The 25422-nt window shown below is 74.3% G+C and carries 27 protein-coding genes and 2 pseudogenes; 13 read left to right on the top strand and 16 right to left on the bottom strand.

The annotated features are described in order from the left end of the window. Positions 1-282 precede the first annotated feature (282 nt). From gvpJ to ABD879_RS17160, 8 genes are all read left to right on the top strand, one after another. A complete protein-coding gene (gvpJ, locus tag ABD879_RS17195) occupies positions 283-693 on the top strand; it encodes a gas vesicle protein GvpJ (RefSeq protein WP_345022441.1) in 411 nt (136 codons plus the stop codon). Beyond that, positions 690-1478 (top strand): GvpL/GvpF family gas vesicle protein, encoded by a 789-nt coding sequence (locus tag ABD879_RS17190; protein WP_345022439.1) that lies wholly within the window; start codon positions 690-692, stop codon positions 1476-1478. The genes gvpJ and ABD879_RS17190 overlap by 4 nt, the downstream gene beginning before the upstream one ends. Before the next feature lie 17 nt (positions 1479-1495). Beyond that, the gene (locus tag ABD879_RS17185) at positions 1496-1948 is read left to right on the top strand and encodes a gas vesicle protein GvpG (RefSeq protein ID WP_345022438.1); all 453 of its coding nucleotides are present in this window, start codon (positions 1496-1498) and stop codon (positions 1946-1948) included. A 3-nt stretch (positions 1949-1951) separates the two neighbouring features. Further along, positions 1952-2236 carry a gas vesicle protein GvpO gene (locus tag ABD879_RS17180; RefSeq protein ID WP_345022437.1) on the top strand — a complete coding sequence of 95 codons (285 nt, stop codon included), beginning with the start codon at positions 1952-1954 and terminating at the stop codon, positions 2234-2236. A gap of 91 nt (positions 2237-2327) precedes the next feature. Next, complete coding sequence (locus ABD879_RS17175; RefSeq protein WP_378272569.1) at positions 2328-2759, top strand: gas vesicle protein; 432 nt, start codon at positions 2328-2330, stop codon at positions 2757-2759. Positions 2760-2768: 9 nt separating this feature from the next. After that, entirely contained in the window at positions 2769-3650 is an 882-nt protein-coding gene (locus ABD879_RS17170; protein ID WP_345022435.1) for a GvpL/GvpF family gas vesicle protein, read from the top strand. Continuing rightward, on the top strand, positions 3647-3871 hold the full coding sequence (locus ABD879_RS17165) for a gas vesicle protein (RefSeq protein ID WP_345022434.1): 225 nt from the start codon (positions 3647-3649) through the stop codon (positions 3869-3871). The genes ABD879_RS17170 and ABD879_RS17165 overlap by 4 nt, the downstream gene beginning before the upstream one ends. Beyond that, complete coding sequence (locus ABD879_RS17160; RefSeq protein ID WP_345022433.1) at positions 3871-4365, top strand: gas vesicle protein K; 495 nt, start codon at positions 3871-3873, stop codon at positions 4363-4365. Before ABD879_RS17165 ends, ABD879_RS17160 begins: the two co-directional genes overlap by 1 nt. A gap of 21 nt (positions 4366-4386) precedes the next feature. Here the strand turns inward: ABD879_RS17160 and cydC are convergent, their stop codons facing one another. The 5 genes from cydC to ABD879_RS17135 all read right to left on the bottom strand — a co-directional run bounded on the left by cydC (position 4387) and on the right by ABD879_RS17135 (position 11989). Next, entirely contained in the window at positions 4387-6219 is a 1833-nt protein-coding gene (cydC, locus tag ABD879_RS17155; protein ID WP_345022432.1) for a thiol reductant ABC exporter subunit CydC, read from the bottom strand. Positions 6220-6238: 19 nt separating this feature from the next. Next, on the bottom strand, positions 6239-7885 hold the full coding sequence (cydD, locus tag ABD879_RS17150; protein WP_345022431.1) for a thiol reductant ABC exporter subunit CydD: 1647 nt from the start codon (positions 7883-7885) through the stop codon (positions 6239-6241). A 28-nt stretch (positions 7886-7913) separates the two neighbouring features. Further along, entirely contained in the window at positions 7914-8711 is a 798-nt protein-coding gene (locus ABD879_RS17145) for a cytochrome d ubiquinol oxidase subunit II (protein ID WP_345022442.1), read from the bottom strand. 45 nt (positions 8712-8756) lie between these two features. After that, entirely contained in the window at positions 8757-10004 is a 1248-nt protein-coding gene (locus ABD879_RS17140) for a cytochrome ubiquinol oxidase subunit I (RefSeq protein WP_345022430.1), read from the bottom strand. 1526 nt (positions 10005-11530) lie between these two features. Then, a complete protein-coding gene (locus tag ABD879_RS17135) occupies positions 11531-11989 on the bottom strand; it encodes a hypothetical protein (protein ID WP_345022429.1) in 459 nt (152 codons plus the stop codon). A 194-nt stretch (positions 11990-12183) separates the two neighbouring features. Between ABD879_RS17135 and ABD879_RS17130 the strand changes: the two genes are divergently transcribed. Continuing rightward, on the top strand, positions 12184-13275 hold the full coding sequence (locus tag ABD879_RS17130) for a tyrosine-type recombinase/integrase (RefSeq protein ID WP_345022428.1): 1092 nt from the start codon (positions 12184-12186) through the stop codon (positions 13273-13275). A 56-nt stretch (positions 13276-13331) separates the two neighbouring features. Here ABD879_RS17130 and ABD879_RS17125 read toward each other — a convergent pair whose 3' ends face one another. From ABD879_RS17125 to ABD879_RS17115, 3 genes are read right to left on the bottom strand one after another with little or no spacing between them, the layout of a single operon-like run. Then, positions 13332-14090 (bottom strand): hypothetical protein, encoded by a 759-nt coding sequence (locus ABD879_RS17125; RefSeq protein ID WP_345022427.1) that lies wholly within the window; start codon positions 14088-14090, stop codon positions 13332-13334. Positions 14091-14149: 59 nt separating this feature from the next. Then, complete coding sequence (locus ABD879_RS17120) at positions 14150-14788, bottom strand: HAD family hydrolase (protein WP_345022426.1); 639 nt, start codon at positions 14786-14788, stop codon at positions 14150-14152. 41 nt (positions 14789-14829) lie between these two features. Further along, positions 14830-15360, bottom strand: coding sequence for a DUF1707 SHOCT-like domain-containing protein (locus ABD879_RS17115; RefSeq protein ID WP_345022425.1), 531 nt, complete (start codon positions 15358-15360; stop codon positions 14830-14832). 203 nt (positions 15361-15563) lie between these two features. On the opposite strand from ABD879_RS17115, the gene ABD879_RS17110 reads away from it, so the two are divergent. After that, positions 15564-16289 carry a DedA family protein gene (locus ABD879_RS17110; protein ID WP_345022424.1) on the top strand — a complete coding sequence of 242 codons (726 nt, stop codon included), beginning with the start codon at positions 15564-15566 and terminating at the stop codon, positions 16287-16289. A 104-nt stretch (positions 16290-16393) separates the two neighbouring features. Beyond that, complete coding sequence (locus tag ABD879_RS17105) at positions 16394-17128, top strand: phosphatase PAP2 family protein (protein WP_345022423.1); 735 nt, start codon at positions 16394-16396, stop codon at positions 17126-17128. A gap of 168 nt (positions 17129-17296) precedes the next feature. On the opposite strand, the pseudogene ABD879_RS17100 reads toward ABD879_RS17105, so the two are convergent. Together ABD879_RS17100 and ABD879_RS17095 are read right to left on the bottom strand one after the other, a co-directional pair. After that, positions 17297-17764, bottom strand: a pseudogene (locus ABD879_RS17100) (LuxR C-terminal-related transcriptional regulator); the annotation flags it as partial. A gap of 279 nt (positions 17765-18043) precedes the next feature. Continuing rightward, positions 18044-18679, bottom strand: a pseudogene (locus tag ABD879_RS17095) (histidine kinase); the annotation flags it as partial. A gap of 541 nt (positions 18680-19220) precedes the next feature. Between ABD879_RS17095 and ABD879_RS17090 the strand changes: the two are divergent. After that, complete coding sequence (locus tag ABD879_RS17090) at positions 19221-19886, top strand: response regulator (RefSeq protein WP_345022421.1); 666 nt, start codon at positions 19221-19223, stop codon at positions 19884-19886. Positions 19887-19949: 63 nt separating this feature from the next. Here the strand turns inward: ABD879_RS17090 and ABD879_RS17085 are convergent, their stop codons facing one another. From ABD879_RS17085 to ABD879_RS17075, 3 genes are all read right to left on the bottom strand, one after another. Further along, positions 19950-20294: a PGPGW domain-containing protein gene (locus ABD879_RS17085; protein ID WP_345022419.1), complete on the bottom strand. Its 345-nt coding sequence runs from the start codon at positions 20292-20294 to the stop codon at positions 19950-19952. A 220-nt stretch (positions 20295-20514) separates the two neighbouring features. Next, positions 20515-21135, bottom strand: coding sequence for a YigZ family protein (locus ABD879_RS17080; RefSeq protein WP_345022418.1), 621 nt, complete (start codon positions 21133-21135; stop codon positions 20515-20517). A 22-nt stretch (positions 21136-21157) separates the two neighbouring features. Next, entirely contained in the window at positions 21158-21955 is a 798-nt protein-coding gene (locus tag ABD879_RS17075) for an HAD-IIA family hydrolase (protein WP_345022417.1), read from the bottom strand. Between the two features lie 315 nt (positions 21956-22270). On the opposite strand from ABD879_RS17075, the gene ABD879_RS17070 reads away from it, so the two are divergent. Further along, positions 22271-22696, top strand: a complete 426-nt coding sequence (locus tag ABD879_RS17070; protein ID WP_345022416.1) for a RidA family protein — start codon at positions 22271-22273, stop codon at positions 22694-22696. 123 nt (positions 22697-22819) lie between these two features. Here the strand turns inward: ABD879_RS17070 and ABD879_RS17065 are convergent, their stop codons facing one another. The 3 genes from ABD879_RS17065 to ABD879_RS17055 all read right to left on the bottom strand — a co-directional run bounded on the left by ABD879_RS17065 (position 22820) and on the right by ABD879_RS17055 (position 25329). Next, positions 22820-23395 carry a TerD family protein gene (locus ABD879_RS17065; RefSeq protein ID WP_345022415.1) on the bottom strand — a complete coding sequence of 192 codons (576 nt, stop codon included), beginning with the start codon at positions 23393-23395 and terminating at the stop codon, positions 22820-22822. Between the two features lie 846 nt (positions 23396-24241). Then, complete coding sequence (locus ABD879_RS17060; RefSeq protein WP_345022414.1) at positions 24242-24409, bottom strand: hypothetical protein; 168 nt, start codon at positions 24407-24409, stop codon at positions 24242-24244. Between the two features lie 278 nt (positions 24410-24687). Beyond that, positions 24688-25329: an SRPBCC family protein gene (locus tag ABD879_RS17055; protein ID WP_345022413.1), complete on the bottom strand. Its 642-nt coding sequence runs from the start codon at positions 25327-25329 to the stop codon at positions 24688-24690. Between the last annotated feature and the right edge of the window lie 93 nt (positions 25330-25422).

The following is a 25422-nucleotide window of genomic DNA, read 5'->3' as shown; positions in this document are numbered from 1 at the left end:
CGCCAGGCCGCCCGCGCCGCCGAACGCGCCGCGCACGGTGCGGTGGCGCTGCCGGGGCTGCTGGTCCGGGTTCTGTCGCTGCGCCGCCTGCTGGGCGCCGCCGCTGTCGCGGCCGTGGCGGTCGCCGCGGCCGCGATCGGCCGTCGGGTGGTCCGGCGGCGCTGATCGGCGGGTGTTGACCATGTGACAACCGACGCTCTATGTCCTGTTTAGCCCGGTAAGTGCGGGTAGGGGGGCTGTGACTACAGCAGCATTCCCCCCATCCCACGAGGAGTGGATGACATGACTGGGCCGATCGCCCAGCAGACTTCGGGCACCAACTACGTCCAGCGCGGCGGCTCCAGCGGACTGGCCGACGTCGTCGACCTGATCCTGGACAAGGGACTGGTCATCGACGTGTACGCGCGCGTGTCGCTGGTCGGCATCGAGATCCTCACGGTCGACGTGCGGATCGTCGTCGCCAGCGTCGACACCTACCTGCGGTTCGCCGAGGCGGTCAACCGCCTGGACATCGCCCACGACGGCACCGCCAAGGGCATCCCGCAGCTGGTCGGCGACATGCAGCGGTCCGGCGCCGAGAGCAAGACCAAGGGCGCCCTGCAGGGCGCGCAGGAACGGCTCCGCGAAAGCCTCGGCACCGCCGACCGCGAAGGCGAACCCGCCGCCCGGCCCTCCGGGAGGGAGGAGGAATGACCCGCCCGGACGTCGCCCCTGACACCCGTCCCGCCGGCCAGGACACGCCCCTGTACGTCTACGGCGTCATCCGCGGTGACGCCGACGTGCCGCCCGGGCTGACCGGCCTGGGCGGCCAGCCGGTGACCGTGGTCGCCCGCGGCGGCTGCGGCGCGGCCGTCAGCGCCCTGCCGGCGGGCCGTCCGCTCGGTGAGCGCGCCGACCTGCTGGCGCATCAGCGGGTGCTGGCCGCCCTGGTGGACGCCGGCCTGGCGGTGCTGCCGTTCCGGTTCGGCGCCGCGATGACCGGCCGCGACGCCGTGGCCGAGGAGCTGCTGGCCGCCAACGCCGACCGCCTCACCGGCGACCTCGACCGGGTCGACGGGCGCCTGGAGCTGCGGTTGAAGGGCACCTACGTGCAGGACGCCGTGCTGCGCGAGGTCATGGCCGGTGACCCGCAGGTCGCCGAGCTGTCGCGGCGGCTGCGGCAGGCGCCCGCCGACGCCGCCGACGCGCTGTACTACGACCGCGTCCGCCTCGGCGAGCTGATCGCCCAGGCGTTGCAGCGGCGCCGCGAGCACGACGCCCGCGTCCTGCTGGAGCGGCTGGCACCGGCGGCCCGCGAGGTCGCGCCCAAGACCCCGGCCCGCGACGAGGACGTCGTCGACGCCGCGTTCCTGATCGACCGCGACCGCCGCGGCGACTTCGAGCAGGCCGTGGACGCCCTCGGCGCCGAGCACGCCGACCGCATCCGCCTGCGGCTGATCGGACCGCTGCCGCCCTACGACTTCGTCCCGGGCGGCTGACACAGGGGAGGGGCGACATGGGATTGATCACGGGACTGGCGACGCTGCCGTTGGCGCCGGTGCGCGGCGTGATCTGGGTCGCCGAGGTGCTGACCGAGCACGCCGAGGCGCAGCTGTACGACCCGGCGCGGATCGCGGCGGAGATGCAGGAGATCGCCGATCTGCTGGCGGCGGGGGAGATCGATGAGGACGAGGCCGCGGCGCGGGAGGAGGAGCTGCTGGCGCGGCTGCCCCGTTCCGGTCCCGCCGCCGGTCCCGCCGCCGGTCCCGCGGCCGGAGACACGGCCGGAGACACGGCCGGAGACACGGCCGGAGACACGGCCGGGGCGCCTGGCGGCCCGACGGCGCCGGGGGAGCCGGGGGAGCCGGGGGAGTGGGACGACCCCGGTCGGCCCGGACACCTCGACGCCCAGGAAGAACAGCGCGGGGGTGCGGCCGGCGTGCCGCGCGAGGAACCGCCCGGGGGGTGAGCGATGCCGCGTCAGCCGCCCGGAGCGTCTGCGGACGCGTCCCAGGCGGCGCGCCGCGCGGTCGGTCACGTCACCGGCATGACCGGCCGCGCCGCCGAAGGGGTCGTCGGTGTCGAACGCCGCGAGGACGGCGGGTGGCGGGTGACCGTGGAGGTGGTGGAGACCCATCGCATTCCCGATTCGTCCGACATCCTCGCCGTTTACGAGGCCGACCTGGACGCCGACGGGGAGCTGGCGGCGTTCCACCGCGTCCGCCGCTACACCCGCGGCCGCGTCGACCACCCCTGACCCGCTGCGCCGCAGACCACTGCACCGCCGTTCGCACACACCCAGACGGCACACCCAGACAGCACACGGAGGATGACCCGCTTTGAGTGAGATCCCCTACACCGGCGCCCGCGGCGGCGTCGTCCGCCCGGCGGGCGAGCAGCGGACCGGTACGAGCCTGGCCGACCTGCTGGAACGCATCCTGGACAAGGGCATCGTGATCGTCGGGGACATCCGGGTCAACCTGCTGGACATCGAGCTGCTCACCGTGAAGCTGCGGCTGCTGGTCGCCTCCGTCGACCGCGCCAAGGAGATGGGCATCGACTGGTGGGAGCACGACCCGTCGCTGTCGTCGCGCGCCCGCGCCGAGGTGGAGGCGGCCGAACAGCGCGACCGGTTGGAGCACGACCGGCTGGCCGAGGAGAACCGCCTGCTGCGCGAACGCCTGGCCGCCCTGGAAGCCGCCGCGCCCGCGGCCCGCCCGCTGGGCGGCCGTCCCACCGAAAGGCCAGGTGAGACGGGCGAAGGCGGACAGGAGGGGTAAGGAGGGGTGATGAACCACCACACAGGCCGGCACGAACCCGGCACCCGACGGCAGGGCACCGCCGTGTACCTGTACGGTGTCGCGCGCGGCCTGGACCCGGGGGCGCTGGGCGGCGTCACCGGCGTGTCGTCGGCCGCCGTGCGCGCGGTCCCCGCCGATGACCTGATCGCCCTGGTCAGCACCGTGGAACTGGCCGATTTCGGCGAGGACGCCCTGCGCGACCATCTGGAGGACCTGGACTGGTTGGAGGCCACCGCCCGCGCCCACCACGAGGTCGTCGACCGCGCCGCGCAGGCCGCCCCCACCGCACCGGTCCGCATCGCCACCCTCTACCGCGACGACGACCGCGTCCGGCAGGTGCTGCACGAGCAGCACCCCCAGTTCACCCGCGTCCTGGACCTGATCAGCGGCCGCGCCGAATGGGGCGTGAAGATCTACGCCCACGCCGAGGCGTTGGAGACCTGCGACCCCGAGCCGCAGCCGCAGACCGCCGGCGGCAGGACGGGGACGGCGTATCTGCGGCGGCGTCAGGCGCAGCGCCGCAGCCGCCAGGACGCCTCCCGGCGCGTCGGCGACTACGCCCAGTCGGTCCACGAACGCCTCATCCAGTACGCGCGCGCCTCGCGCCGCCATCCTCCGCAGGACCAGCGGCTGTCGGGGCGGGCGGGGGTGCCGGTGCTGAACATGGCCTATCTGCTCGACGACGAGCACACCAAGGGGTTCTTGGACACCGCCCGCCGCGCCGACGCCGAGTTGACCGGTGTCGACGTCGAGGTCACCGGGCCGTGGCCGCCGTACTCCTTCATCGACACCAGCGACATCGACACCACCGACACCGCCGCCGCAGGTGCGAACCGGCGCGGGCGGTCCGGGCGGGGGGAGGCGCCATGACGGCCGTCGTCGACACCGGGCCGTACGGGCCGCCGCTGGAGCGCGTGGCGCTGGTCGATCTGCTGGACCGGCTGCTGGCCGGGGGCGTCGTCCTCACCGGCGACCTGGTGATCTCCGTTGCCGAGGTCGATCTGGTCGAGGTGTCCCTGCGCGCCCTGATCACCACCGTCCGCGGCGAGCTGACCGCGTCCGAGCCCGCCGCCGTAGAGGAGCAGCCGTGATGCGCCGTGAGCCGGTCAGCGGGGACGTCCACGTCCACGACCCCGTCCCCGGCGACCTGTTCCCCGACACCAGCCCCGACACCAGCCCCGGCCCCGGCCGCGACGCCACCCGCACACCGCCCGACACACCGCCCGACACACCGGCCGACACACCGGCCGCCAGGCAGACGGCGCCGGTGCGGGCCCGGCCGATACGGTCCACACCGGCGTCGGCACGCGTGCGGCAACGCCTGGAGACCGACGCCGACCAGGTCGAACGCGACCTGGTCAAACTCGTGCTCACCCTGGTCGAGCTGATCCGCCAGCTCATGGAACGCCAGGCGCTGCGCCGCGTCGACTCCGGCACCCTGGACGACGACCAGATCGAACGGCTCGGCCTGGCGCTCATGCGCCTGGAAGAGGCCATGGACAAGCTCAAAGACCACTTCGACCTCCACGACGGCGACCTCAACCTCGACCTGGGCCCCCTCGGCCCCCTCCTGCCCGAAGACTGACCCCCCGGGGGGCAGGCCGGGTCAGGCGGAAAGCCGCTCGGCCTCCCACAGATCCCGGTAGGGGCCCGGCCGCGCCACCAAGTCGTCGTGGCGGCCCCGCTGCACCACCCGGCCCCGGTCCAACACCAGCACCTCATCGGCGTCGCCCAGCGCCGCCAGCCGGTGCGTCACCAGCAGCAGCGTGCCGCCACCCGGCCACGTCAGCAGCTCCCGGGTGATCTCATCGGCCGTGGCGGTGTCCAAAGCCTCGGTCGGCTCGTCCAGCACCAGCACCGGCGGATCGGCCAGCAGCGCCCGCGCCAGCAGCAGCCGCTGCCGCTGCCCGCCCGACAACCCGCGGCCGCCCTCACCGACCACCGTGTCCCACCCGTCCGGCAGCTCCCGCACCACCTCCAGGAACCGGGCACGCCGCGCCGCCGCCTCCACCTGAGCCTGCGAGGCGTCCGGACGCGCCAGCAGCAGGTTCGCGCGCACCGTACCGGCGAACACATGCGCGTCCTGCGTCAACCCCCGCACCGCCGCCCGCACGTCGTCCTCGGCGTAGGCGGCCAGGTCGCGGCCCGCCAGCTGCACCGACCCGGCCAGCGGCGTCACCGCACCGGCCACCGCCGCCAGCAGCGTGCTCTTGCCCGCGCCGCTGGCGCCCACGATCGCCACCCGCCGGCCCCGCTCCACCCGCACGTCCACCCTGTCCAACGCCACCCCGCCCCACGCCGCACGGCCGTGGGCACAAAAGGTCCGGGCAGGGGACGCGGCGGTGTCGAAGGCGACCGTCACCCCGAGCAGCTCCACACTCAACGGCCCCGCAGGCAGCGAAGCTCCGCCGCGGGACGCCACCGGCGGGGGAGAGGCCAAAAGCGCCGCCACCCGCCGCGCCGACGCCAGCACGTCCCGCATCCGCTGCGCCGCGCCCGCCAGCGGCAGCACCGCCTCGACCGCCACCAGCGCCGTGAGCGCCACGACCGCCACCTGCACCTGGTCGGCGCCCGACCGCAGCGCCTGCCAGGCCACCACCGCCGCCGTCACCCCGGCCACCACCAGCCCCGCCGCGCCCAGCACGCTCGCGGTGCGCGACGCGGCCCGCTCGGCCTGCTCCAGCCGCCGCGCCGCCCGCGCCGCCCGCGCGCTGAACCGGGAGGCGGCGCCGAACACCGCCAGATCCTCGGCGCCGTCCAGCACGTCCAGCGCACACACCGCCAGCCGCTGCCGCTGCCCCGCCACCGGCGCCGCGGCGAGCGCCCCCGCCGTCCACGCCGCCCACGGCAGCACCACACCCCCCACCAGCAGGCCCGCCGCCAGCGGCACGGCCGCCGACGGCACCGCCATCGCGCACACGGCCACACCCGCCGCCCCGCACACCACCGCCGTCACCGCGGGCAGGACGCACCGCAGCAGCAGATCCTGCACCGCCTCCACATCCGACACCAGCCCGCTGAGCACCTGCGCATCGCCCAGATCGCGTGACACGCGGCCACCCGCCGCGGCCGGACCGCGCGCGGCCAGCGCGTCGAACACCTGGCCGCGCAGCCGCGCCAGCGCCCGCAACGCCACATCGTGACCGGCCAGCCGCTCCAGGTACCGCAGCGCGCCCTTGCCCAGCGCGAACCCCCGCACCGCCACGATCGCCAGCGACAACGCCGCCATCGTCGGCTGCTGCGCCGCCCGCGCGATCAGCCATGCCGCGGCCGCCACCAGGCCCAGCCCGCACAGTTCGGCCGCCACCCCGGCCGCCATCGCCCACACCAGCCGCCCCGCATACGGCCGCACCACGCCGGCCAGGCCGCGCAGCGCCCGCACGCCACCGCCCGAACCGGTCACGTCGGCCGTCTGCGTCACGCTCGTCGTTCCGGTCACGCCGCCGCCGTCCTGTCCGTCACACCTCTGACCGGACCGCCGGCCGTGCGGCGGCGGGGGAGGCATCGGACACCAGACGGCCGTCCACCAGCCGCACCACCCGGTCCGCCGCCCCCAAAAGCGCCGGACGATGCACCACCATCACCGCCGACCGGCCCTCCAGCAGCCGCCGCGCCGCCTGCACCAGCACCCCCTCACTGCGCACATCCAGCCGCGCCGTCGGCTCGTCCCAAAGCATCACCGGCGCCTGCGTCAGCCACGCCCGCGCGACCGCCAGCCGCTGCCGCTGCCCCGCCGACAACCCCGCACCGCCCTCACCGAGCACCGTCGCCAACCCCTCCGGCAGGGCATCGATGAACTCCTCGGCGCCCGCCGCGCGCGCCGCCGCCCGCACCCGGGCGTCGTCGGCGTCCGGCACCCCGAGGCGGATGTTGTCGGCCACCGACGCGGCGAACAGATGCGGCCGCTGCGGCACCCAGCCCAGCCGCGACCGCCACTGCGCCACATCCAGCTCCTCCAGCGGCACACCGTCCACCAGCACCCGCCCCGACTCCGGCGTCACCAGCCCGGCCACCACCGCCAGCAGCGTCGACTTGCCCGCACCCGACGGTCCCGTCACCGCCACCCGCTCACCCGGCGCCACCCGCAGCGACACCCCCGCCAGCGCAGGACGCTCCGCCCCCGGATACCGCACCGTCACCTCCTCCAGCACGACCTCCGGCACCCCGCCGGCAGCCCGCCGCGTCACAGCCCGGCTACCACCGGCCGCGGCCCGGCAGGGCGCGTCCAGCACCCCGAACACCTCACCGGCCACCGCCACACCCTCCGCACTGGCATGGAACCGCGACCCCAACGCCCGCAACGGCGCATACACCTCCGGCGCCAGCAACAGCACCAGCAGCCCCGTCGCCAACTCCAAACGCCCCTCCAGCAGCCGCAACCCCACCGGAACCGCCACCAACGCCACCGACAACGAGCACACCAGCTCCACCACCAGCGACGACAGGAACGCCACCCGCAACGCCCCCATCGTCGCCCGCCGATGCTCCTCAGCCAGACGCCGCACCACCACCGACTGATGACCCGCGCGGCCGAACGCCCGCAGCGTCGACAACCCCGCCACCACGTCCCGCAAATGCCCGCCCAACCGCCGCAGCAGCCCCCACTGCCGGCCCGTCCACTGCGCCGTGCTCACCCCCACCAGCGCCCCGAACACCGGCACCAACGGCACCGTCACCGCCACCACCACCGCCGACACCCAATCGGCCGCCCCCAACCGCACCAGCACCACCGGCGGCACCACGCACGCCGCCACCAGCTGCGGCACATACCCGGCAAAGAACGGATCGACCGCATCCAACCCCCGCGTCAGCAGCGTCACCCGCGCCCCGTTCGGCCCCGCACCGGGACGCGCCAACAGCTCCCCGCGCAGCCGCGCCTTCACCCCCGCCGCCGCCCGCCCCGCCACATCCGACGCCACCCACGCCAGCACCGCCCGCCCCCCGACCGCCGCACCCACCACGACCAGCAACCGGGCATCCAACCCCGCCACCGCACGCGCCAACGCATCGGCCTGCACCACCACCAGCACCGCCTGCGCCACCGCCACCGCGGCCAGCACCACCGGCACCCGCCGCGGCAGCCACCCCAGCAGACGACGCTCCACCGCCTTCACCGCACACCCCCCTTCCTTTTCACAGGTAGCCGGGGGACTCGGCCCGGCCCCGGAACGTCCACCACACCAGCGCCTGCGCCCCCAAAAGCAACGGCAACATCACCGCGCACAGCACCGCCGTCACCCCCAGCGCCTGCGGCCCCGCCACCACCTGCGACCACGGCAACCGCGACCCCGCCGCCACCATCACCCCCACCAGGCCCAGCGCCGACACCCAGTACCGGCCCGGCACCCGCCGCGCCCGCTCCACCAGACCACCGGCCAGCCGCAACCGCGCGAACCCCGCCCCATGCACCGCGAACACCAACGCCAACGGCAACCCCAGCACCGTCCCGGCGTTCACCCCCTCCTCCACACGGCCCCCGCCGACCAGCACCGTGCCCAGCACCGCACCCCACACCAGCGCCAGCACCCAGCTGCCCGCCACCACCGCACCGTCACACACCGCACGCCACCGCGCCGCATCCACCCGACCCCGCAACCACAGCCCCATGTCACGCACGATCCACCCCACCAGCAACGCCACGAACAACGGGTACAACCCGCTCAGCAGCGCATGCTCCAACCCCGGGAACGCACCCGCCACCACCCCCGCCGCCGCCACCAGCCACACCTCGTTCGCCAAGAACAACGGCGCGAACGACGCGATCACCAGCCGCCGCTGCCGCGCGTCACGGCCCAGCACCGGCAAAAGCATCCCCACCCCGATGTCAGCCCCCTCCAGCACCAGGTAACCCGCGGTGAACACCGCCAGCACCAACAGCGCAACCGTCTCCAGTTTCGACTCCTCACCCCGGGCCGGCCCGCAACCGGGCACGACACCGTCCGACACGAAACCTCGCCCCGCCCGCACACAGCGGGCTCACAGCGACGGCGTCAACACCGGCCGGTCCGGCTCCGGCGCCCCCGGCGCACCCAACCGCACCGCCTCCGGCCCCCGCCGCGCATACCGCGCCAGCAGCCACACGTTCACCGCCACCAGCACGGCGAACACCACCGTGAACACCACGAACGACGCCGTCACCGCACCCGCCGGCACATCCGACAACGCATCCTCGGTCGTCAGCACCCCGTACACCATCCACGGCTGCCGACCCACCTCACGGAACACCCACCCCGAGATCATCGCCACATACGGCAGCGGCAACGCCGCCATCACCAGCACGTGGAACACCCGGCCCCGCTCCAGCCACCGCCCGAACGGCAGCTTCACCAACGCCACCATCGCCACCAGCGACATCAGCGTCCACGCCGACACCATCGCGATCTCACCCGCCGACGCCAGCCCCGGCGGCGTGTAATCACCCGGCCCGAACCGCGCCTGGAACTGCGCCACCTGCGCCGCCGCCTCCTGCGTCCCCGGATGCTTGGTCGGCTGCACGTACCTGAACTGCATCCCCCCGAACACCACCACCGGGAACACCGACAGCACCACCGCCACCAGCCCCGTCCGCATCGACCGGCGGAACAGATCCGCCTCCGGCGTCCTGCGGAACAGGTGGTAGCCGCTCACCGCCGCCATGAAGAACCCCGCCGTCAGCAGCCCCCCGAACACCACATGCCCGAACGCCAACAGCGCCGTCGGATTGGTCAGCAGCGCCCCCACGTCCGTCAGGTGCGCCACCCCGCCCTCCATCCGGTAGCCCACCGGCCGCTGCAGGAACCCGTTGGCCACCAGGATGAAGTACGCCGAGAAGTACGCCGTGGCCGCCACCACCCAGATCAACGCCAGGTGCACCCACCGGTTCAGCCGATCCCACCCGAAGATCCACAACCCCAGGAAGGTCGACTCCACGAAGAACGCCACCACCGTCTCCATCGCCAGCGGCGCCCCGAACACCTCACCCACGACCCGCGACATCCCCGACCAGTTCAACCCGAACTGGAACTCCATCACCAGGCCCGTGACGATCCCGACCGCATAGTTGATCACATACAGCTGGCCCCAGAACCGCGTCATCCGCCCGGCCACCGCACTGCCCGACAGCGTCGCGAGCGTCTGCGTCAACGCCACCAGCGTCGCCAGACCCAACGTCAACGCCACGAACAGAAAGTGCGAACCCGCCGTCAACGCGAACTGCACCCGCGCCAGCAGCACCGGATCGTCCACCCGTGCCCCTCCCACCGCTCGCCCGATCGATACGCCCCGATCATCGGGCCCGCCGCCCACCCGGCGAATCCGGCCACAGCCGACAACCTGCCTGCACCTTTCGCGCAGCCCCCCACCGTCGCGTACATCTGAAGATGTAGGAAGCCCGCCCCGCCCTCCCCACCACGCACGAGCCCGTCCCCGACCCCGCATCAGGGCCGCCGCCTCGAGCCGCCCCGCGCACCGTCACGGCCCGGCCGGTGTTGCAACAAGACGCGTTGTGGTCGGGCCATCCCGGTTCCGCGGTTCCGCGGGGGGCGGCCGAGGGCAGTGGGGGTGTGCGAGGCGGTGCGTCCAACACCGGGGCACCGGAAGGCTGCAGCCGGGGCGCGCTCGAGGAGCAACCGGCGGGGGAGGAGGTCTGCTGTGACAGCCTCCGCGACGGGCGGACTCGGGGGCTGCCGCAGGCGCCGAACAGCTCGGGGCGCGGCCGCGGGCGCGGCGGGATCCCAGCGTCACCACGGGACTCCGACGGGGCCATCCGGCGTCAACGCGCCGCGGGAACGGCATGCGGCGGCAGGGGAGTGGGCGGCAGTGTCGGCGAACCTCCGCACCCCGCACCGCCACCCGCCGGACCCGAAACACCGACGCGAGCAAATCGGTCAAACCGGGCGGCCTTGTCAACAGGTGAAGACATCTTCGGTCGTGCCCGGCACGGCCACGGGGGAGGGGCGCAAGGCAGCGGGAAGCCCACCTCCCGCCGCCGCGCACACCACCAGCCAGGACCGCCGCCGGTGCGCCGTCCAGGATCGATGTAAAGCGCCTCTCCGGCAGCCGCGGACGGCCGCCACGCGCTGGAGGAGGCGCGCCGGTGCCGACCGCCGACGCGCCGAAGGTCGCCGCCCCACCTTGGGCGGGGCCTTGCGGTCGGGGCGCCGGGACGAACCGGGAAAGCGCGTGACGCCGACCCAGAACCGAACACCGCCTAGAACCGGATCCGCAGGACGCACCCACAAGCGCCGCCGGCCCGGTTGGAAGCGACGGCGCGTCGGTAGGGGCGCAGCTCGAGAAGGCGACTGAAGACACAGCATGGCCCGTCAGAGAGCCTGCGGCCGGCGGTGGCCTCAGGCGGCGCGGCGCATCGGCGCGCAGATGTCCATCCCGTGAAAGCGCGACGGGTGATGCGACCGGGGGGAGGAGGACGGTGGGCGCGCGGGGGCGTCCCAACCAGGTCTACTTAACATAATGTGCATTATCGACCATGCGTCGGGCCTGGTCGGAAGGGGCGGAAGGGGCTGTTCGTGCAGCCGTCCGTGTTCGGCGATGACTCGGCGGCGGCGTGGTCGCTGGTGTTGCAGCCGCCCGGCGCGTTCCCGTCCGGTGGGCGGCAGTCGGCGGCACCGGCGCCGCAGTCCGGCGCCGGTGTGCGGACCCGGGATCAGGCGCCCGCAATGTGGGCGCCGCCGGGTGTGCGCGGTCGCTCCTGCCGCCCGGCGGCCGCCCTGGGCGACGGCGCGGTCGGGTGCGGCGCGGGCGGCGGGCGGGTCTCAGGGCGCGGCGCGGTGCGGCTGCAGGGCGCTGATGTAGTCGACCAGCCGGACGCCGATGTCGAACGGCGCGTCGGGCCCGTCCAGGTCGGGGTCCAGCCAGGTCTCGGAGATCCGCCGCCACGTCGTCCGGCCCAGGAACACCCCGGCGACCGCGTCGTCGCCCAGGGCGGCGCGCCACCGCGGCTCGTGGGCGCGCAGGCCGTCCAGCAGCGCCTGGTTGTCGGCCTCGCGGGGATGCTCGGCGTGCCAGCCGATCTCCAGGGCGCGCACGCGGGCGTCGGTGACGATGTCGGCGGCCACCAGCTGCGCCTCGAAGTGCTCCCTGGGCGGTGCGGCGTCGCCGTACCAGACCTTGACTCCGTTGGAGCGCACCTGCACGCGCAGCGGCCCGGCGGCCCTGGGTGCCGATCCCCTGACGACCTCGCCGACCTGGTCGAACAGTGCCTGGTCCGCCATGTGCTGCGCCTTCCCGTCCCCCGCCGACACAGGCGGCGCGGCTGGGCCGGTGGTGCCGCGGCGCCCTGTCCATGATCTCATCCCGGCCGGGTGATCAAACCGTACAGAATCCATCTTCTGAGTGGTTTGTTATGTTCTGTCGGGTTTGTGGGGGTGGTGGGGTCTGTCGGCGGCGGACGGTAACGTGCCGCGATGTGCGTCCCCGTGATGTCGAACGTGTCACCGTCGCCCAGGCCGTGGACCGGTACGCCGAGATGGTCCGCGCCAAGTCCCTCACCGGCGCGCTGGCGCCCGGCAGCGCCGAGGTGTACGTGCGCGACGTGCACACCTTCGCCGAGCTGGCCGGGCCCGACCGGGTGCTGGACGATCTGACCGGCGAGGACATCGACCAGGTGCTGCTGGCGTTCGCCCGCAAACCCGACGGGCGGCGCCGCGGCCCCTCCCCCTCCCCCGGCGGTGACGGGCGGGCCGCGGGCGAGGGCGCCGCGGTCGCCACGCAGAGCGCGGCGTCGCAGGCGCGGTTCCGCCGGTCGGTGTCGGCGCTGTTCCGGCACGCCATGATCGCCGGGTGGGTGCATCTGGACCCGAAGGCGGGGGCGGCGGCGCGGCCGCGGCCGCGGCGCGGGCTGCGCGCCGAGCGGCGGGCGCTGACCGCCGAGCAGGCCGAGGGGCTGCTGGGCGCGGCGCGCCGGCTGGCCGAGGCGGCGGCCGAGCCGGGGCGGCGCCGCAACCAGCGCGTGGAGCTGCGGGTCGGCCTGATCGTGCTGCTGCTGGCGGAGCTGGGGCCGCGGGTGTCGGAGCTGACCCGCGCCGATGTGGAGCATTTCTTCGTCAACGACGGGGTGCGGTACTGGCGGGTGTTCGGCAAGGGCGGCCGCACCCGGGACGTGCCGCTGCCGCGTCCGGTGGCGGAGGTGCTGGACGCGTATCTGGCCGAGGGGCGTCCCCTGTTGGACCGCGGCCGCGAACCCCGGGCGCTGCTGCTGTCGTGGCGGGGCCGCCGGCTGGCGCGCGGTGACGTGCAGGCGGTGATCGACCGGGTGCAGGCGCGGGTGGAGCCGGAGCGGCGCCGCGCCGTCACGCCGCACGGGTTGCGGCACACCACCGCGACGCATCTGCTGGCGGCCGCGACCGACATGGACGCGGTGCGGCGGGTGCTGGGGCATGCCGACCTGTCGACGCTGGGCCGCTACCGTGACGAGCTGCCCGGGGAGCTGGAGGCGGCGATGCGGGTGCATCCGCTGCTGGGGCGCGTGGATTCGCGGCCCTCCGGCCAGGAGCGCTGACGGGCGCGGTCGGGGGCGCGTGGGCGCAGGTCAGATTCGGGGGGCGGGTCCAGGGGTCAGATCCAGCCGAGCTGGGAGGGCTGGGGGAAGCCGCCCTGCCGCAGGCCGTAGGCGGCCAGCAGGAGCAGCGCGCAGGCGAACGCGGTCGCCCAGGCGCCGCCGAGGCGGCCGCGCGCGCTCCAGCCCCAGGCGGTGAACGCGGCCGCCACGGCGATGCCCATGTCGGCGGTGCCGCCTTCCAGGCTGTTGGTGGTGAACGTCACTCCGGTCAGCAGCGCGGCGGTGTGCGTCAGGACGCGTCCGGCGGCGGTGCGGGGTGCCGGGTGGTGTGCCAGGGCCGCGGCCAGGGACGCCGCGACCAGGGCCGCTCCCCCGTACCAGATGTAGTGGCCGACGACCTCGTCCCACAGGTGCGCGGCCGCGTTGGGGGTGTGGTTGCCGACGGAGTTGGCGGCCAGGTGGATGCCGTGCCCTTCGACGTAGGTGAGGGCGCCGGTGAGGTAGAGCGCCCAGGCGCGGCGGTCCGCTCCCCCGGTGTGCAGGGCGGCGGCTGCCGGGAGGAGGACGGCGTAGGGGGTGAGCAGGTCGATCCAGTCGGCCCAGCGGGTGGGGCCGATGGTGCCGAGCCAGGCCATGGCGACGCCGACGTGGTGGGTGAGCGCGTAGGTGACGGCGGTGGCGGTCAGCCAGAACGCGGGGTGCGCGTAGGCGGGCCCGGTGGTGGGTGCGGTGTCGGCGGTGGGCGGTGTGGGCGGCGGTGTGGGCATGGGCGGGGCTCCGGCTGGTTCGGCGCCGTGGGCGTGGGTGTCCATCATGGCGTCGCCGTGGCGGCGGCAGAACGTGCCGTGCGTCTCCCATGGGTGCGGCCTGGGCGTCAGCGGTGCAGGAGGGTGCGGGCGAGGGTGTAGGCCTCGGTGAGGTTGCTGCCGCGGTAGTCGATGCTGGCCAGGTCGGACAGGTGGTGGTCGGCGTTGACGGCGACGGTGTGGGTGAGGTGGCGGAACAGCGGCGCGTCGGACATCGAGTCGCCGTAGGCGACGCAGCGGGTGCGGGGCAGGCCGTGGCGGCGGCGCAGGTCCTCGGTGAGGCGGACTTTGTCGTCGGGGGTGAGGATGGCGTCGGGGTCGAGGGGGGCGGTGAAGGGCGGTGGGGGGAAGCGGGAGGCGAGGACGTCGTCGAAGCCGAGGTCGAGCAGGTGGCGGGCGAAGAAGTCGGGTGACATGGTGATGACGGCGCTGTGTTCGCCGCGGGCGCGGATGTCGGCGCAGACGTCGGCGATGCCGTCGATCCAGGGGGCTGCGGCGTAGGCGGCGGCGACGGCGTCGGGGGTCAGGTCGCGCCACAGGCGGTGGAGGGCGGCGGCGAAGCCGCGGGTGTCGAGGGTTCCGGCGGCGAAGCGGGCTTCCAGTTCTTTCAGCTGCGGCAGGGTGCCGAGTCGGCGGGCCAGTTCGAGGCCGGCGGTGGAGCCGGCGAGCAGGGTGCCGTCCATGTCGAAGATGTGCAGGATGCTCACAGATGAGGGAGTGTGGGCGGTGGGGGTGGTGGGGCGCCACCCTATTTCGCCGCGGTGTCGGGGCCGTGGGGTTCGTCGGGGTCGTCGTCGCGGGGTTTGTCGGGCCAGACGGCGTAGGAGATGAGGACGGCGGCCCAGATGCCGAGGGGGACGGCGGGCCAGTAGGACTTCCACTCCCCCGCATGCAGGCTGGTGGCGGCCCAGATGACGGTCATGATGACCGCGCCGCCGGCCCAGTAGCTCCATTCGTCGAACCAGGCGCGTTTGTCGGCGCGGGCGCGTGCGGCGCGGCGGGCGGCGGCGGCCCTGGCCTGGGCGGCGCGGGAGACGGGCAGGTCGGCGGTGAGCGGGGCGAGTTGGGCGGTGGTGACGGCGGCGGCGGCCGCGTCGAGGCGGCGCTGGTATTCGGCGGTGTCGAGGGCGCCTTCGGCGAGGGCGTCGCCGAGGCGTTCGATGACGGCGGTGCGGTCGGCGTCGGAGGCGCGTATCGGCGGGGCGCCCGCGATGCCGTTCGAGGCGCTGTCGGGTGCGCCGTCGGGGGTGTTGTGCGGGAGGTGGTGGGGGGTGGGCATGGGTGGTTCTCCTGGGTGCCGGGGGTTGTGGTGGCGGGGTGGTTCAAGGATGTGGCGGGCGGGCGCGGCGGATCGTCCTCCGGGGTGAGGATCCTTGTGTACATCGTTCGCAGGACGCGGTGTGGGCCCTGACGAAAGTGGGGGTGGGTGGGGGTCGTTCGTTCGATGCCGCCGGGGGTGGTCGTTTTCTAGCGTCGGGCGGTATGGACGCAGTGACGGATCTGGTGGGGCAGGTGCTGCACGCCGCGGTGGCCTCTCCGTGGTTCTACGTGGCGCTGTTCGCGGTGGCGGTGATCGACGGGTTCTTCCCGGCGGTGCCGAGCGAGAGCTTGGTGATCACGGGGGGTGTGTACGCGGCGTCGGGTGAGCCGGACGTGGTGGCGGTGGTGGTGCTGGCGGCGCTGGGGGCGTTCACCGGTGACCACGTGTCGTATCTGGTGGGGCGGTTGTGGGGTGGGCGGTTGGTGGCGCGGGCGCCGGCGGGGTCGCGGCGTGGGCGGGCGTTGGGTTGGGCGCGTGGGGTGTTGGACGAGCGTGGCGGGTTGTTTTTGGTGGTGGCGCGTTATGTGCCGGGTGGGCGGACGGCGGTGACGGTGGCGATGGGGTCGGTGGGGTATCCGGTGCGTTCGTTCGCGTTGTTCGCGGGGCTGGCGGCGGTGGGTTGGGCGGTGTACGGGGCGGTGCTGGGTTATGTGGGCGGGGTGGCGTTTGGGGAGGACCCGGTCCGGGGTGTGGCGATGGGGTTGGGGCTGGCGGTGGCGGTGACCCTGGTGGTGGAGGCGGTGCGGTTTGTGCGGCGCCGCCGGGGCGGTCGTGTGGCGTTCGCGGAGCCGTCGGCGCCGGTGGAGGTGCGGGCGGGGGTGGGGGCCGTTGATCTGGAGGGGGCGGCGGGGTGCCGAACCGCCGGTAACAAAGACCCTGTTACGTGACTTTCTCGACATAATCGTGAACGTCGGGTGAACTCCAGCAGTCTGGTGCAGGATCACTTTTCGATGTGTAACTCACATCGATCGCTTCGAGCGTGAGGGAGAGCATGCGCGCGCCTGAGTTCAGCGCTGACTTGTATCGCGAGATCACCGAGTTCGCCCATGGCACGCCGTCGTGGGTGCATTCGTTCGCCGAGGTCGGCACGGATGCGGGGCTGCTGGTGTTCGCCGTGTTGTTCGTGGTGGGCTGGTGGCGGGCCCGCGGCGGTGACGCGCGGGCGATGGGGCTGGCGCTGCTGGCGCCGGTGGCGGTGGTGGCCGCGTACCTGGTCAGCGAGGTGTCCAAGAGCGTGCTGCAGGAGGAGCGGCCGTGCCGTGCGGTGGCGGGTGCGATGAACATCGTCGCGTGTCCGGCGCCGGGCGACTGGTCGTTCCCCAGCAACCACGCCACGATCGCGGCGGCGTCGGCCGCGGTGATCGTGGTGGCGTGGCGGGCGATGGCGTGGCTGGTGCTGCCGCTGGCGGCGGTGATGGCGTTCTCCCGCGTGTTCGTGGGGGTGCACTACCCGCACGACGTGGCCGCCGGGTTCGTGCTGGGCGTGGTGGTGGCGCCGCTGGTGGCGGTGCTGCTGGTGCGTGCGGTCGCGCCGCTGGTGGTGGCGGTGCGGCGGGTGGCCGCGGGTGCGGTGCTGCTGGGCGCCGGGGTGCCGGTCGAGGCGGTCCCTTCCCCGGCCGCGGCGGGCCCGGCGGGCCGGATGCTGGCCGGTGACGCGGGGACCGCGGTCACCAGGCCGGACCTGGCGGCCATCCCCGGCCGCGACCTGGAGCCGCCGCATCGCTGACCGCCCGCCCGCCGCGCCGGTGTGCGCGGCGGGTACGGCGCGCGGGCGCGTTGCGGACACTCACCGCGTTGCGGACACTCACGGCGAGGGGCCGTTCCTAGCAGGTGGCCGACCTGCGGGGGCGGCCCCTCGCCGCTCGTGGACGGACAAGGCGGCGGTGGCCGGGGCTCAGGGGGCGGGGGTGCCGTCGATCAGGCCCGCCTCGTAGGCGACGATCGCGGCCTGCACCCGGTTGCGGACCTCCAGCCGCATCAGGATCGTGCTCACATACGCCTTGACGGTGCCTTCCACCACGTGCAGCCGGGAGGCGATCTCGGCGTTGGACAGCCCGGCGCCCACCAGCGCCAGCACCTGCCGTTCCCGCGGGGTGAGCGCCGCGATGCGGCGGCGGGCGTGCGCGCCGTGCGCCAGGCGGCCGCCGCGCAGCTCGGTGATGACGCGGTGGGCGACCTTGGGCGACAGGTAGGCGGCGCCGCCGGCGACGGCCCGCACCCCGGCGATCAGCTCGTGCGGGTCGCCGGACTTGAGCAGGAACCCGCTGGCGCCGCCGGACAGGGCGCGGGCGATGTACTCGTCCTCCCCGAACGTGGTCAAGATGGCCACGGCGGTGCCGGGGGCGGCGCGGGCCAGCTCGGCGGCCCCCTCCCCCGCCGTGCCCCCAGGCGTGTCCCCCGCCCTGTCCCCCGATGTGTCCCCCGATGTGTCCCCTGGCGTGTCTTCCGGCGGGTCCGCGGGCGGCGGGGGCTGTTGGACGAGCGTGACGGGAATGCCCGAGGCGCGGGCACGGTCGACCAGCTCCGCCACGGCGCGGCCGACCGGCACGTCCGGCACGGGCGGATCGCCCGCCGACACCGCACCGGCCCCGGCGCCGGACGCGGCGTCGGGTGCGGCGTCGGGTGCGGTGTCCTCGCGCAGCACGCCGATGATCTGCCGCAGCCGCTCGGTGGCCTCGGCCGCCCAGGCGCGCAGCTCGGCGTCGGCGGCGCGGTGGCGGTCGGCCAGGCCGGGCGCGACCTGCAGGGCGCCGGCGCGCACCGCCAGCAGCGCCAGCTCGTGGCCGAGGGAGTCGTGCATGTCCTGGGCGATGCGGGCGCGTTCGCGCAGCCGTTCGCGTTCGGCGACGATGCGCTGCTCGCGTTCCAGCTGCTCGGCGCGCTCCCACCCGGCGTGCAGCAGCTGCCGGTACTGGCGCCAGTACCGGCCGGCCAGCCAGGGCAGCACGCCCAGCAGCACCAGCCAGATCGTCAGCGGGAACCAGACGGTGACCTCGACGCCGCGGACCAGGTTCCACACGGTGCCGGCCACGAAGATGCCGGTGAACCCCCACAGGACCGGGCGGGCGCGGGTGCGGCGCAGCCCGGTCTGGTAGGCCAGGACCGGCAGGGCGAACACGAAGTTGCCGTGTACGGCGGTGAGCGCCGTCCCGGTCACCAGCGCCGTCAGCGGCCAGGCCCGGCCGACCGCGATGGCCGCGCCCAGCACCAGCACCGCGGCGGCCTCCAGCCACCAGCGGGCCTGCCCCGCACGCGGGGGCAGTACGGTGACCACCATCGGGAACGACAGCACCGCCCACAGCAGCAGGTCCAGCAGCGCCGCGCGCCGCGCCGGCACCCGCCGCCGACCCCGCCGACCCCGCCAGGCCCGCCGGTTCCGGTGCGGGGGGCTGTGGCGGAAAGGGCCCGGGGACGCTGCGGGGGTTCGGGAGGGGGCGGGACCGGGCCGCGGCACAGCCGTGCAGGTCGGGTCGTCCACCCGGCCCACGGTACAAGCCGCCCAACTGCTGCGATACTGCCGAAAGTCAAGGGTCTCCCCCGACGCGGGCGTCCCGGTCCCGCCCAGGTTCGGGCCCGGCCGCCCCCCCGGGGGGTGGGGCCGTTCGCAGGTTGATGACTGGTGGGGGTGCCGCTCGACTACGGTGGTGCCCGTGACAGTGACCCGATGAGCGCGGCGCCGTCGGACGCTGTCGGGATGGGCCGGTATGCGCGGGCGCGTTCGCGCGGCCACACCCGCCGCTTCCTCACCTGCCTTCTCCTGCTGTACGCCCCCCGCAATCGACGACCAGACCGAAGACCGGTGACATGAAGGAGAACAGTTGATCCCGGTGCTGCTGGCCGACGACCAGACACTGGTCCGGGCCGGATTCCGGTCCATCCTCCAGGGCGAGGACGACATCGAGGTCGTCGCCGAGGCCGGAGACGGGCGGACCGCCGTCGACCTGGCCGCCCGGCTGCGCCCCCGCGTGGTGCTGATGGACATCCGCATGCCCGTCCTGGACGGCCTGGAGGCCACCCGGCGCATCGTGTCCGACCCGCGCCTGACCGACGTCAAAGTGGTGATCTTGACGACGTTCGACCTGGACGACTACGTCTACGGCGCGATCAAGGCCGGGGCCAGCGGCTTTCTGGTCAAGGACACCGAACCGCCCGAACTGATCCACGGCGTGCGGGTGGTGGCGCGCGGGGACGCGCTGCTGGCGCCCACGGTGACGCGCCGCCTGATCGCCGAGTTCGCCGCCCGCATCAACCAGCCCCCGCCCGCGGTCGAGCTCAACGCGCTCACCGACCGCGAACGCGAGGTGCTGGAGCTGGTCGCCGCGGGCCTGTCCAACGAGGAGATCGCCGAACGGCTCGTCCTCAGCCCCGCCACCGCCAAGACCCACGTCAGCCGCATCCTGGCCAAACTCGGCGCGCGCGACCGCGCCCAGCTGGTGGTGCTGGCCTATGAGAGCGGCATGATCCGCCCCGGCTGGCTCAGCTGACCTCCGGCCGGGCCCGCCCCCTCGATGCCCTCCGCATGCGGGGCGGGCCGTCCGGGGACGTGCTCAGGCGTCCTTGCCGTCGGCCGGACGGCGGCGGATCTTGCGCCAGGCGGCGCGGACGTAGCCGTTGATGCGTTCGCTGACGCGGCGCGCCGCGGGGAACTCGGTGCCCAGCAGCCCCAGCCCGGCCAGGATCGCCACGACCCCGGGCCCCGGCAGCACCAGCATCGCCACGCCCGCCACGATCAGCGCCACCCCGGCGACCGCGACCGCCGCCTTGCGCAGCACACGCCACCCCAGCGCGCGGCCCGTCCGCGCCGCCGCGACCTGCCCGCCCGGTTCGGCGTCCCCCGCCCCGGGGGCGGTGGCGGCGGTGGTGGGGTGCTGGCGGGTGCCGGTGGCGGTCACAGGGCCTCCTCACAGGCAAGGGCGGGCAACACGACTTGCTCCTACAGACGCTCGAAGCAGCCCCCGCGGCCGCTGCCGAGCCCCGTCTGTGATCATCCCCACACCGCCCCCCTGCGGCCCGGCCCGGTCGCCGGGCACCCGGCGGCGCAGCAGGAACCACCGGCCCAGGCCAGGCCGGACCGGATCGGCTCGGGTGGGGGCTCGGATGGGGGCTCGGGGGTCAGACGGGGACCTCGACGTAGCCTTCGGCGCCGCACCGCACCTCGGCGCGTCCGCCCGTCACCTGCGCCACCCACGCCCGGAAATCGTCCACCTCGTCCACCGCGACCGGCACGTCGGCCTCCACCAGCCGCCCGTAACGCACCTGCGACGGCTCGCGGCCCCGCCCGTGCAGGTCGCCCAGCAGCCGCCCCGCCAGCGCGTGATCGGCGCTCACCGTCACCGTCACCACCGGGCGCAGCTCCACCACGCCCACCGCGTCGATCGCCTCGGACACCGCCTGCGCGTAGGCGCGCACCAGCCCGCCCGCGCCCAGCTTCACCCCGCCGAAATACCGGGTGACCACCGCCACGACCCCCGTCAGGCCGCGCCGCACCAGCACCTCCAGCATCGGCACGCCCGCCGTGCCGGACGGCTCCCCGTCGTCGCTGCTCTTGGTGATCTCACCGTGCTCGCCGACCACGTAGGCGGTGCAGTTGTGCGTGGCGTCGCGGTGCGCCCGGCGGTGCTCGGCGATGAACGCCACCGCCTCGGCCTCGGTCTGCACCCGGGCCAGCGTGCAGATGAACCGGGACTTGCGGATCTCCAGCTCGTGCCGGCCCGCCTGCCTGATCATGCGCATGGTGTGCCCCCGGGAGCCGCCGTCAGGACGCCGGACCGCCGTCGATCATCTCGATCACGTCGGCGATCGACGGCACCACGTGCGAGGGGCGGAACGGGAACCGCTCCACCTCCTCCTTGCGCGTCACCCCGGTCAGCACCAGGATCGTCTCCAACCCGGCCTCCACCCCGGCCACGATGTCGGTGTCCATCCGGTCGCCGATCATCGCGGTGCTCTCGCTGTGCCCGCCGACCACGTTCAGCGCCGTGCGCATCATCAGCGGATTGGGCTTGCCGACGAAGTACGGCTGCACCCCCGTCGCCTTGGTGATCATCGCGGCGACCGCGCCGCACGCCGGCAGCGACCCCTCCGCCGACGGGCCGATCGGGTCGGGGTTGGTCGCGATGAACCGCGCGCCCCGCTCGATCAGCCGGATCGCCTTGGTGATCTGGGAGAAGCTGTAGGTGCGGGTCTCCCCCAGCACCACATAGTCCGGATCCAGGTCGGTCAGCACGTAGCCGACCTCGTGCAGCGCCGTGGTCAGCCCCGCCTCGCCGATCACGTACGCCGAGCCTTCCGGACGCTGGTCCTGCAGGAACCGCGCCGTCGCCACCGCCGAGGTCCAGATCGACTCGGCCGGCACGTTCAGCCCCACCGCCGCCAGCCGCGCCGCCAGGTCCCGGCGGGTGTAGATGGAGTTGTTGGTCAGGATGAGGAAGCGTTTGCCGGAGGCCTCCAGCCGCCGGATGAACTCCGCGGCGCCCGGAACGGGCTGCCCCTCATGTACCAGGACGCCGTCCATGTCCGACAGCCACGACTCGATCGGCTTACGCGCACTCATGCCGTCATTCTCGCAGGTCGGGATCTTCGCCCGCACCCCTTGAGCGCCGCGCCGCACCCCTTGAGCGCCGCGCCGCAGCCGATGTGCGCCACCGCACCCCGCCGCCGCACCCCGGCGCCGTGCCCTGCCCGCCCGCGGCGCGGCAGCGCCGCCGAAGAGCCGAGAGGAAGGCCCAGGGGGCGGAGGGGGCGGAAAGCCGGTGGCCATGAGGGTGCGGCGGCTTCTACAGTGACCCCTCGTTGATCATGGGCGGTTGCGGGCGCCCGCAGACCGGTCCCGCACCGCGACCGCCCGCGTCGGAAGGGAAGAAAGCCTGTGAACCAGCCGTCCGGTGGAGCCGTCCCCGGCGTCCGTGCGATCAACCCGTCGGAGCTGGCGGCCGGCCCCGGCTACAGCCATGTCATCAGCGTCGACACCCCGGGCCGCCTCGTGGTGATCAGCGGGCAGATCGCCCTGGACGCCGACGGGGCCCTCGTCGGCCCCGGCGACCTGCGCGCCCAGACCCGGCAGGTGTTCACCAACCTGCACACCGCGCTGACCGCCGCCGGCGCCGACTGGCGGAATGTGATCAAACTCGGGTACTTCGTGCGGGACGCGTCCCAGGTGACCGTCGTCCGCGAGGTCCGCGACCAGATGCTGCCGCCGGGGATCGCGCCCGCCAGCACCCTGGTGGAGGTGTCCCGCCTGTTCCGCGACGACCTGCTCATCGAGGTCGAGGCGCTGGCCGTCGTGCCGAGCTGACCCTTTCTCCCGTGCGGTGCGCCGCCGCAACGGGACACTGCAAAGGAAAGGGGGTGCGCGGCGTGGCCGCCGCGCACCCCCGCGCGCTCTATCCCCTCTCGCGGGGGTTGCGCGGGTGCGGGATCAGACGTTCACCCCGTAGTCGGCGGCGATGCCCGCCAGCCCCGAGGCGTAGCCCTGCCCGACCGCGCGGAACTTCCACTCGCTGCCGTGGCGGTAGAGCTCGCCGAACACCATCGCGGTCTCGGTGGAGGCGTCCTCCGTCAGGTCGTAGCGGGCGATCTCGCTGTTGTCGGCCTGGTTCACCACCCGGATGAACGCGTTGCGGACCTGGCCGAAGTTCTGCTGGCGGCTGTCGGCGTCGTAGATGGACACCGGGAACACGATCTTGTCGACCTCGGCGGGCACCGCGGCCAGGTTGACCCTGATCTGCTCGTCGTCGCCCTCGCCCTCGCCGGTGAGGTTGTCGCCGGTGTGCTCGACCGACCCGTCGGGGCTCTTGAGGTTGTTGAAGAACACGAAGTGCTTGTCCGACAGCACCTTGCCGTTCTGCGAGCACAGCAGGGCGCTGGCGTCGAGGTCGAAGTCCGTACCGGTAGTGGTCCGCACATCCCAGCCCAGACCCACCACGACCGCGGTCAGTCCAGGAGCCTCCTTGGTCAGCGAGACGTTGCCGCCCTTGCTCAGACTGACTCCCACTGTGTCTCCCTCCATATCGGCGTCCGCCCGGGCCACCTTGCCCGCGCGGTCTGTTGGGTCAAACGGTAGTCACCCGGCTGCGGTTCCCCAGGGCACTTGCCACATCTCCGCGCGCCGGACGCCGCCCCCGCCCGGCACCGGCGACGGCGCTCCCGGACGTCAGGCGCCCGGCGGCGCACCCGCCGTCCAGGACGGACGGGACCGGTGCGGCCATCCCCGCGGGGTCGGCCGAAGGCGTTGGCGTCCTTGGTTGACGTCCTTGGCCGCTATCGGCCTCGACCTTTGTCGCGCACCCACCGCCGCCCGACTCCCGGATTCCCCGCTGCTTGCCCGCCGCAGTCACTGTCGGGTGACGCGATGGGGAGAGCGCCACCGGCTGCTTCGCCTCCCCCTTGTGAGCACGCCGCATCCAGCACGCCTCCAGGGGCCCGGGCGGCCCGGTGACCACCGCAGCGAAGGCCGTCAGCGCGGAGCTTTTCCTGCACCGCGTCCAGCGGGTCGGCGGCGACCCGGCGGTGCGCGGCGCACCGGTCGCCTCCCCGTCCGGGACCGGCCGCGCTCACCCGCCATCCGCCGGCACGTCCAGCGGCACACCAGGCCGTGTCCGGTCGATCTCGGCGTCCCCTTGCGGTCGGTCTTGGGTGCGGCAGGCGGCAGCCGGGGCTCGTCCGAGCCAGGTGATCGAGCGCCGCATCCCCCGCTAGGCGACGGCGCGGCACCGGCACCCGCCACGCCGAGCCCGCCCACGCCTGCAAGGCCGCGGTCACTGATCACGGCACTGCTGCGGACCCGCCATGGTCCACCGGTCACGTCCGAGGGCGTGTCCCGAAGTGAGGTGAGCGGCCGTCATGTCGCGGCCGTCATGGCGTCGCCGCCGCGATCCCGGTCCCGGGCGACCAGGGCCGGCACCGGCAGCCGCGGGGGGCGGCCGCAGCCCGTCCACCCGCCTTCCACCCGACCGGCCGCAAGGCCCGCCATGCCGTGGAGCGCGGTATCGACCGCCTCGAGCGCCACCAGGCCGTCCCCGCGGGACCGCCGCCACCGAACCAATGGCTCCACCGACCCCAATGGCTCCACCGGCTGTGGAACACGGCCTCAGCGACCCATCGAGCGGTTTCACGGCGGCCGTGGCCCGCCGGTCAGGGGAAGCAAGCGCGGGGACGGCGCGGCGATCTCCTCGCTCCCGGTGCCCCGTCACCTTCGCCGCGACAGCCAGTGCCCATGTGTGAAGACGGGCTGCGCCCGCCGATCTGCCGGCGCAGGCGGCACCCCGGCGGCCCGTGGTGTGCGGGTCAGGACTGCTCGGGAGGGGTGGTGTAGAAGGCGAGGACCCGGTCGGCGGCCTCGCGGGCCGCCTGCGGGTCCGTGCCCGCCCGCACGCTGGCCTCCCGCCACCGCTCGCTGCTCTCCCGGTAGAACCGGAGGCCCTCCGGGGAGGTCATCCAGGCGGCCGCCTCCTGCTGGTCGACGGTCCGGCCGGTGGTCAGGTGCAGCGCCAGGCCCATCAGCGCCCCGTCCCACCCGATGCCGACGGCGCCGGGGCCGTACTGCGCCCACAGCTCGTCGTTGACGTGCGCGACGTGCTCCAGCTCCAGCCGCGTGCCGCCGTCGGGGGCGGGGGTGAGCCGCACCTCGATCCAGCTGACCTCCCCGCCGAACTCCCAGGTGGCGGCGAAGCTCTTGGGCGGGTCGCAGCGCTCGATCGTCCCGCCGGCGTTGCCTTCCAGCTGGAAGCGGCCGCCGGGCCGCAGGTCGCCGGTGACCGGCAGGAACCAGCGCGGGATGCGCTCGATGTTGGTGCAGGCGTCCCACACGTCCTCCACCGGGGACGGGTAGGTCTGCGCGATCGTCAGCACCCGCGCCTGTCCCGCCTCCAGCGTCCGGGTGCCGATGGTGCGCGTCACCGCGTTGATCTGCTCGCTGACTTCGATCATGAGGGCTCTCCTTGCCGACGTCGAAGGTGCCGCGGCCGGTGTCACCGCGACCCCTGGTCACCGGGTTCATTGCCACCCGGGTCGCCGGAAACC

Origin of the sequence: Actinomadura keratinilytica (genome assembly GCF_039539665.1) — a bacterium.
In the GTDB taxonomy this organism is placed as follows: Bacteria; Actinomycetota; Actinomycetes; order Streptosporangiales; family Streptosporangiaceae; genus Spirillospora; species Spirillospora keratinilytica.
The sequence above is the reverse complement of the archived record's forward strand: the minus strand, read 5'-3'. Positions and strand labels throughout refer to the sequence as shown.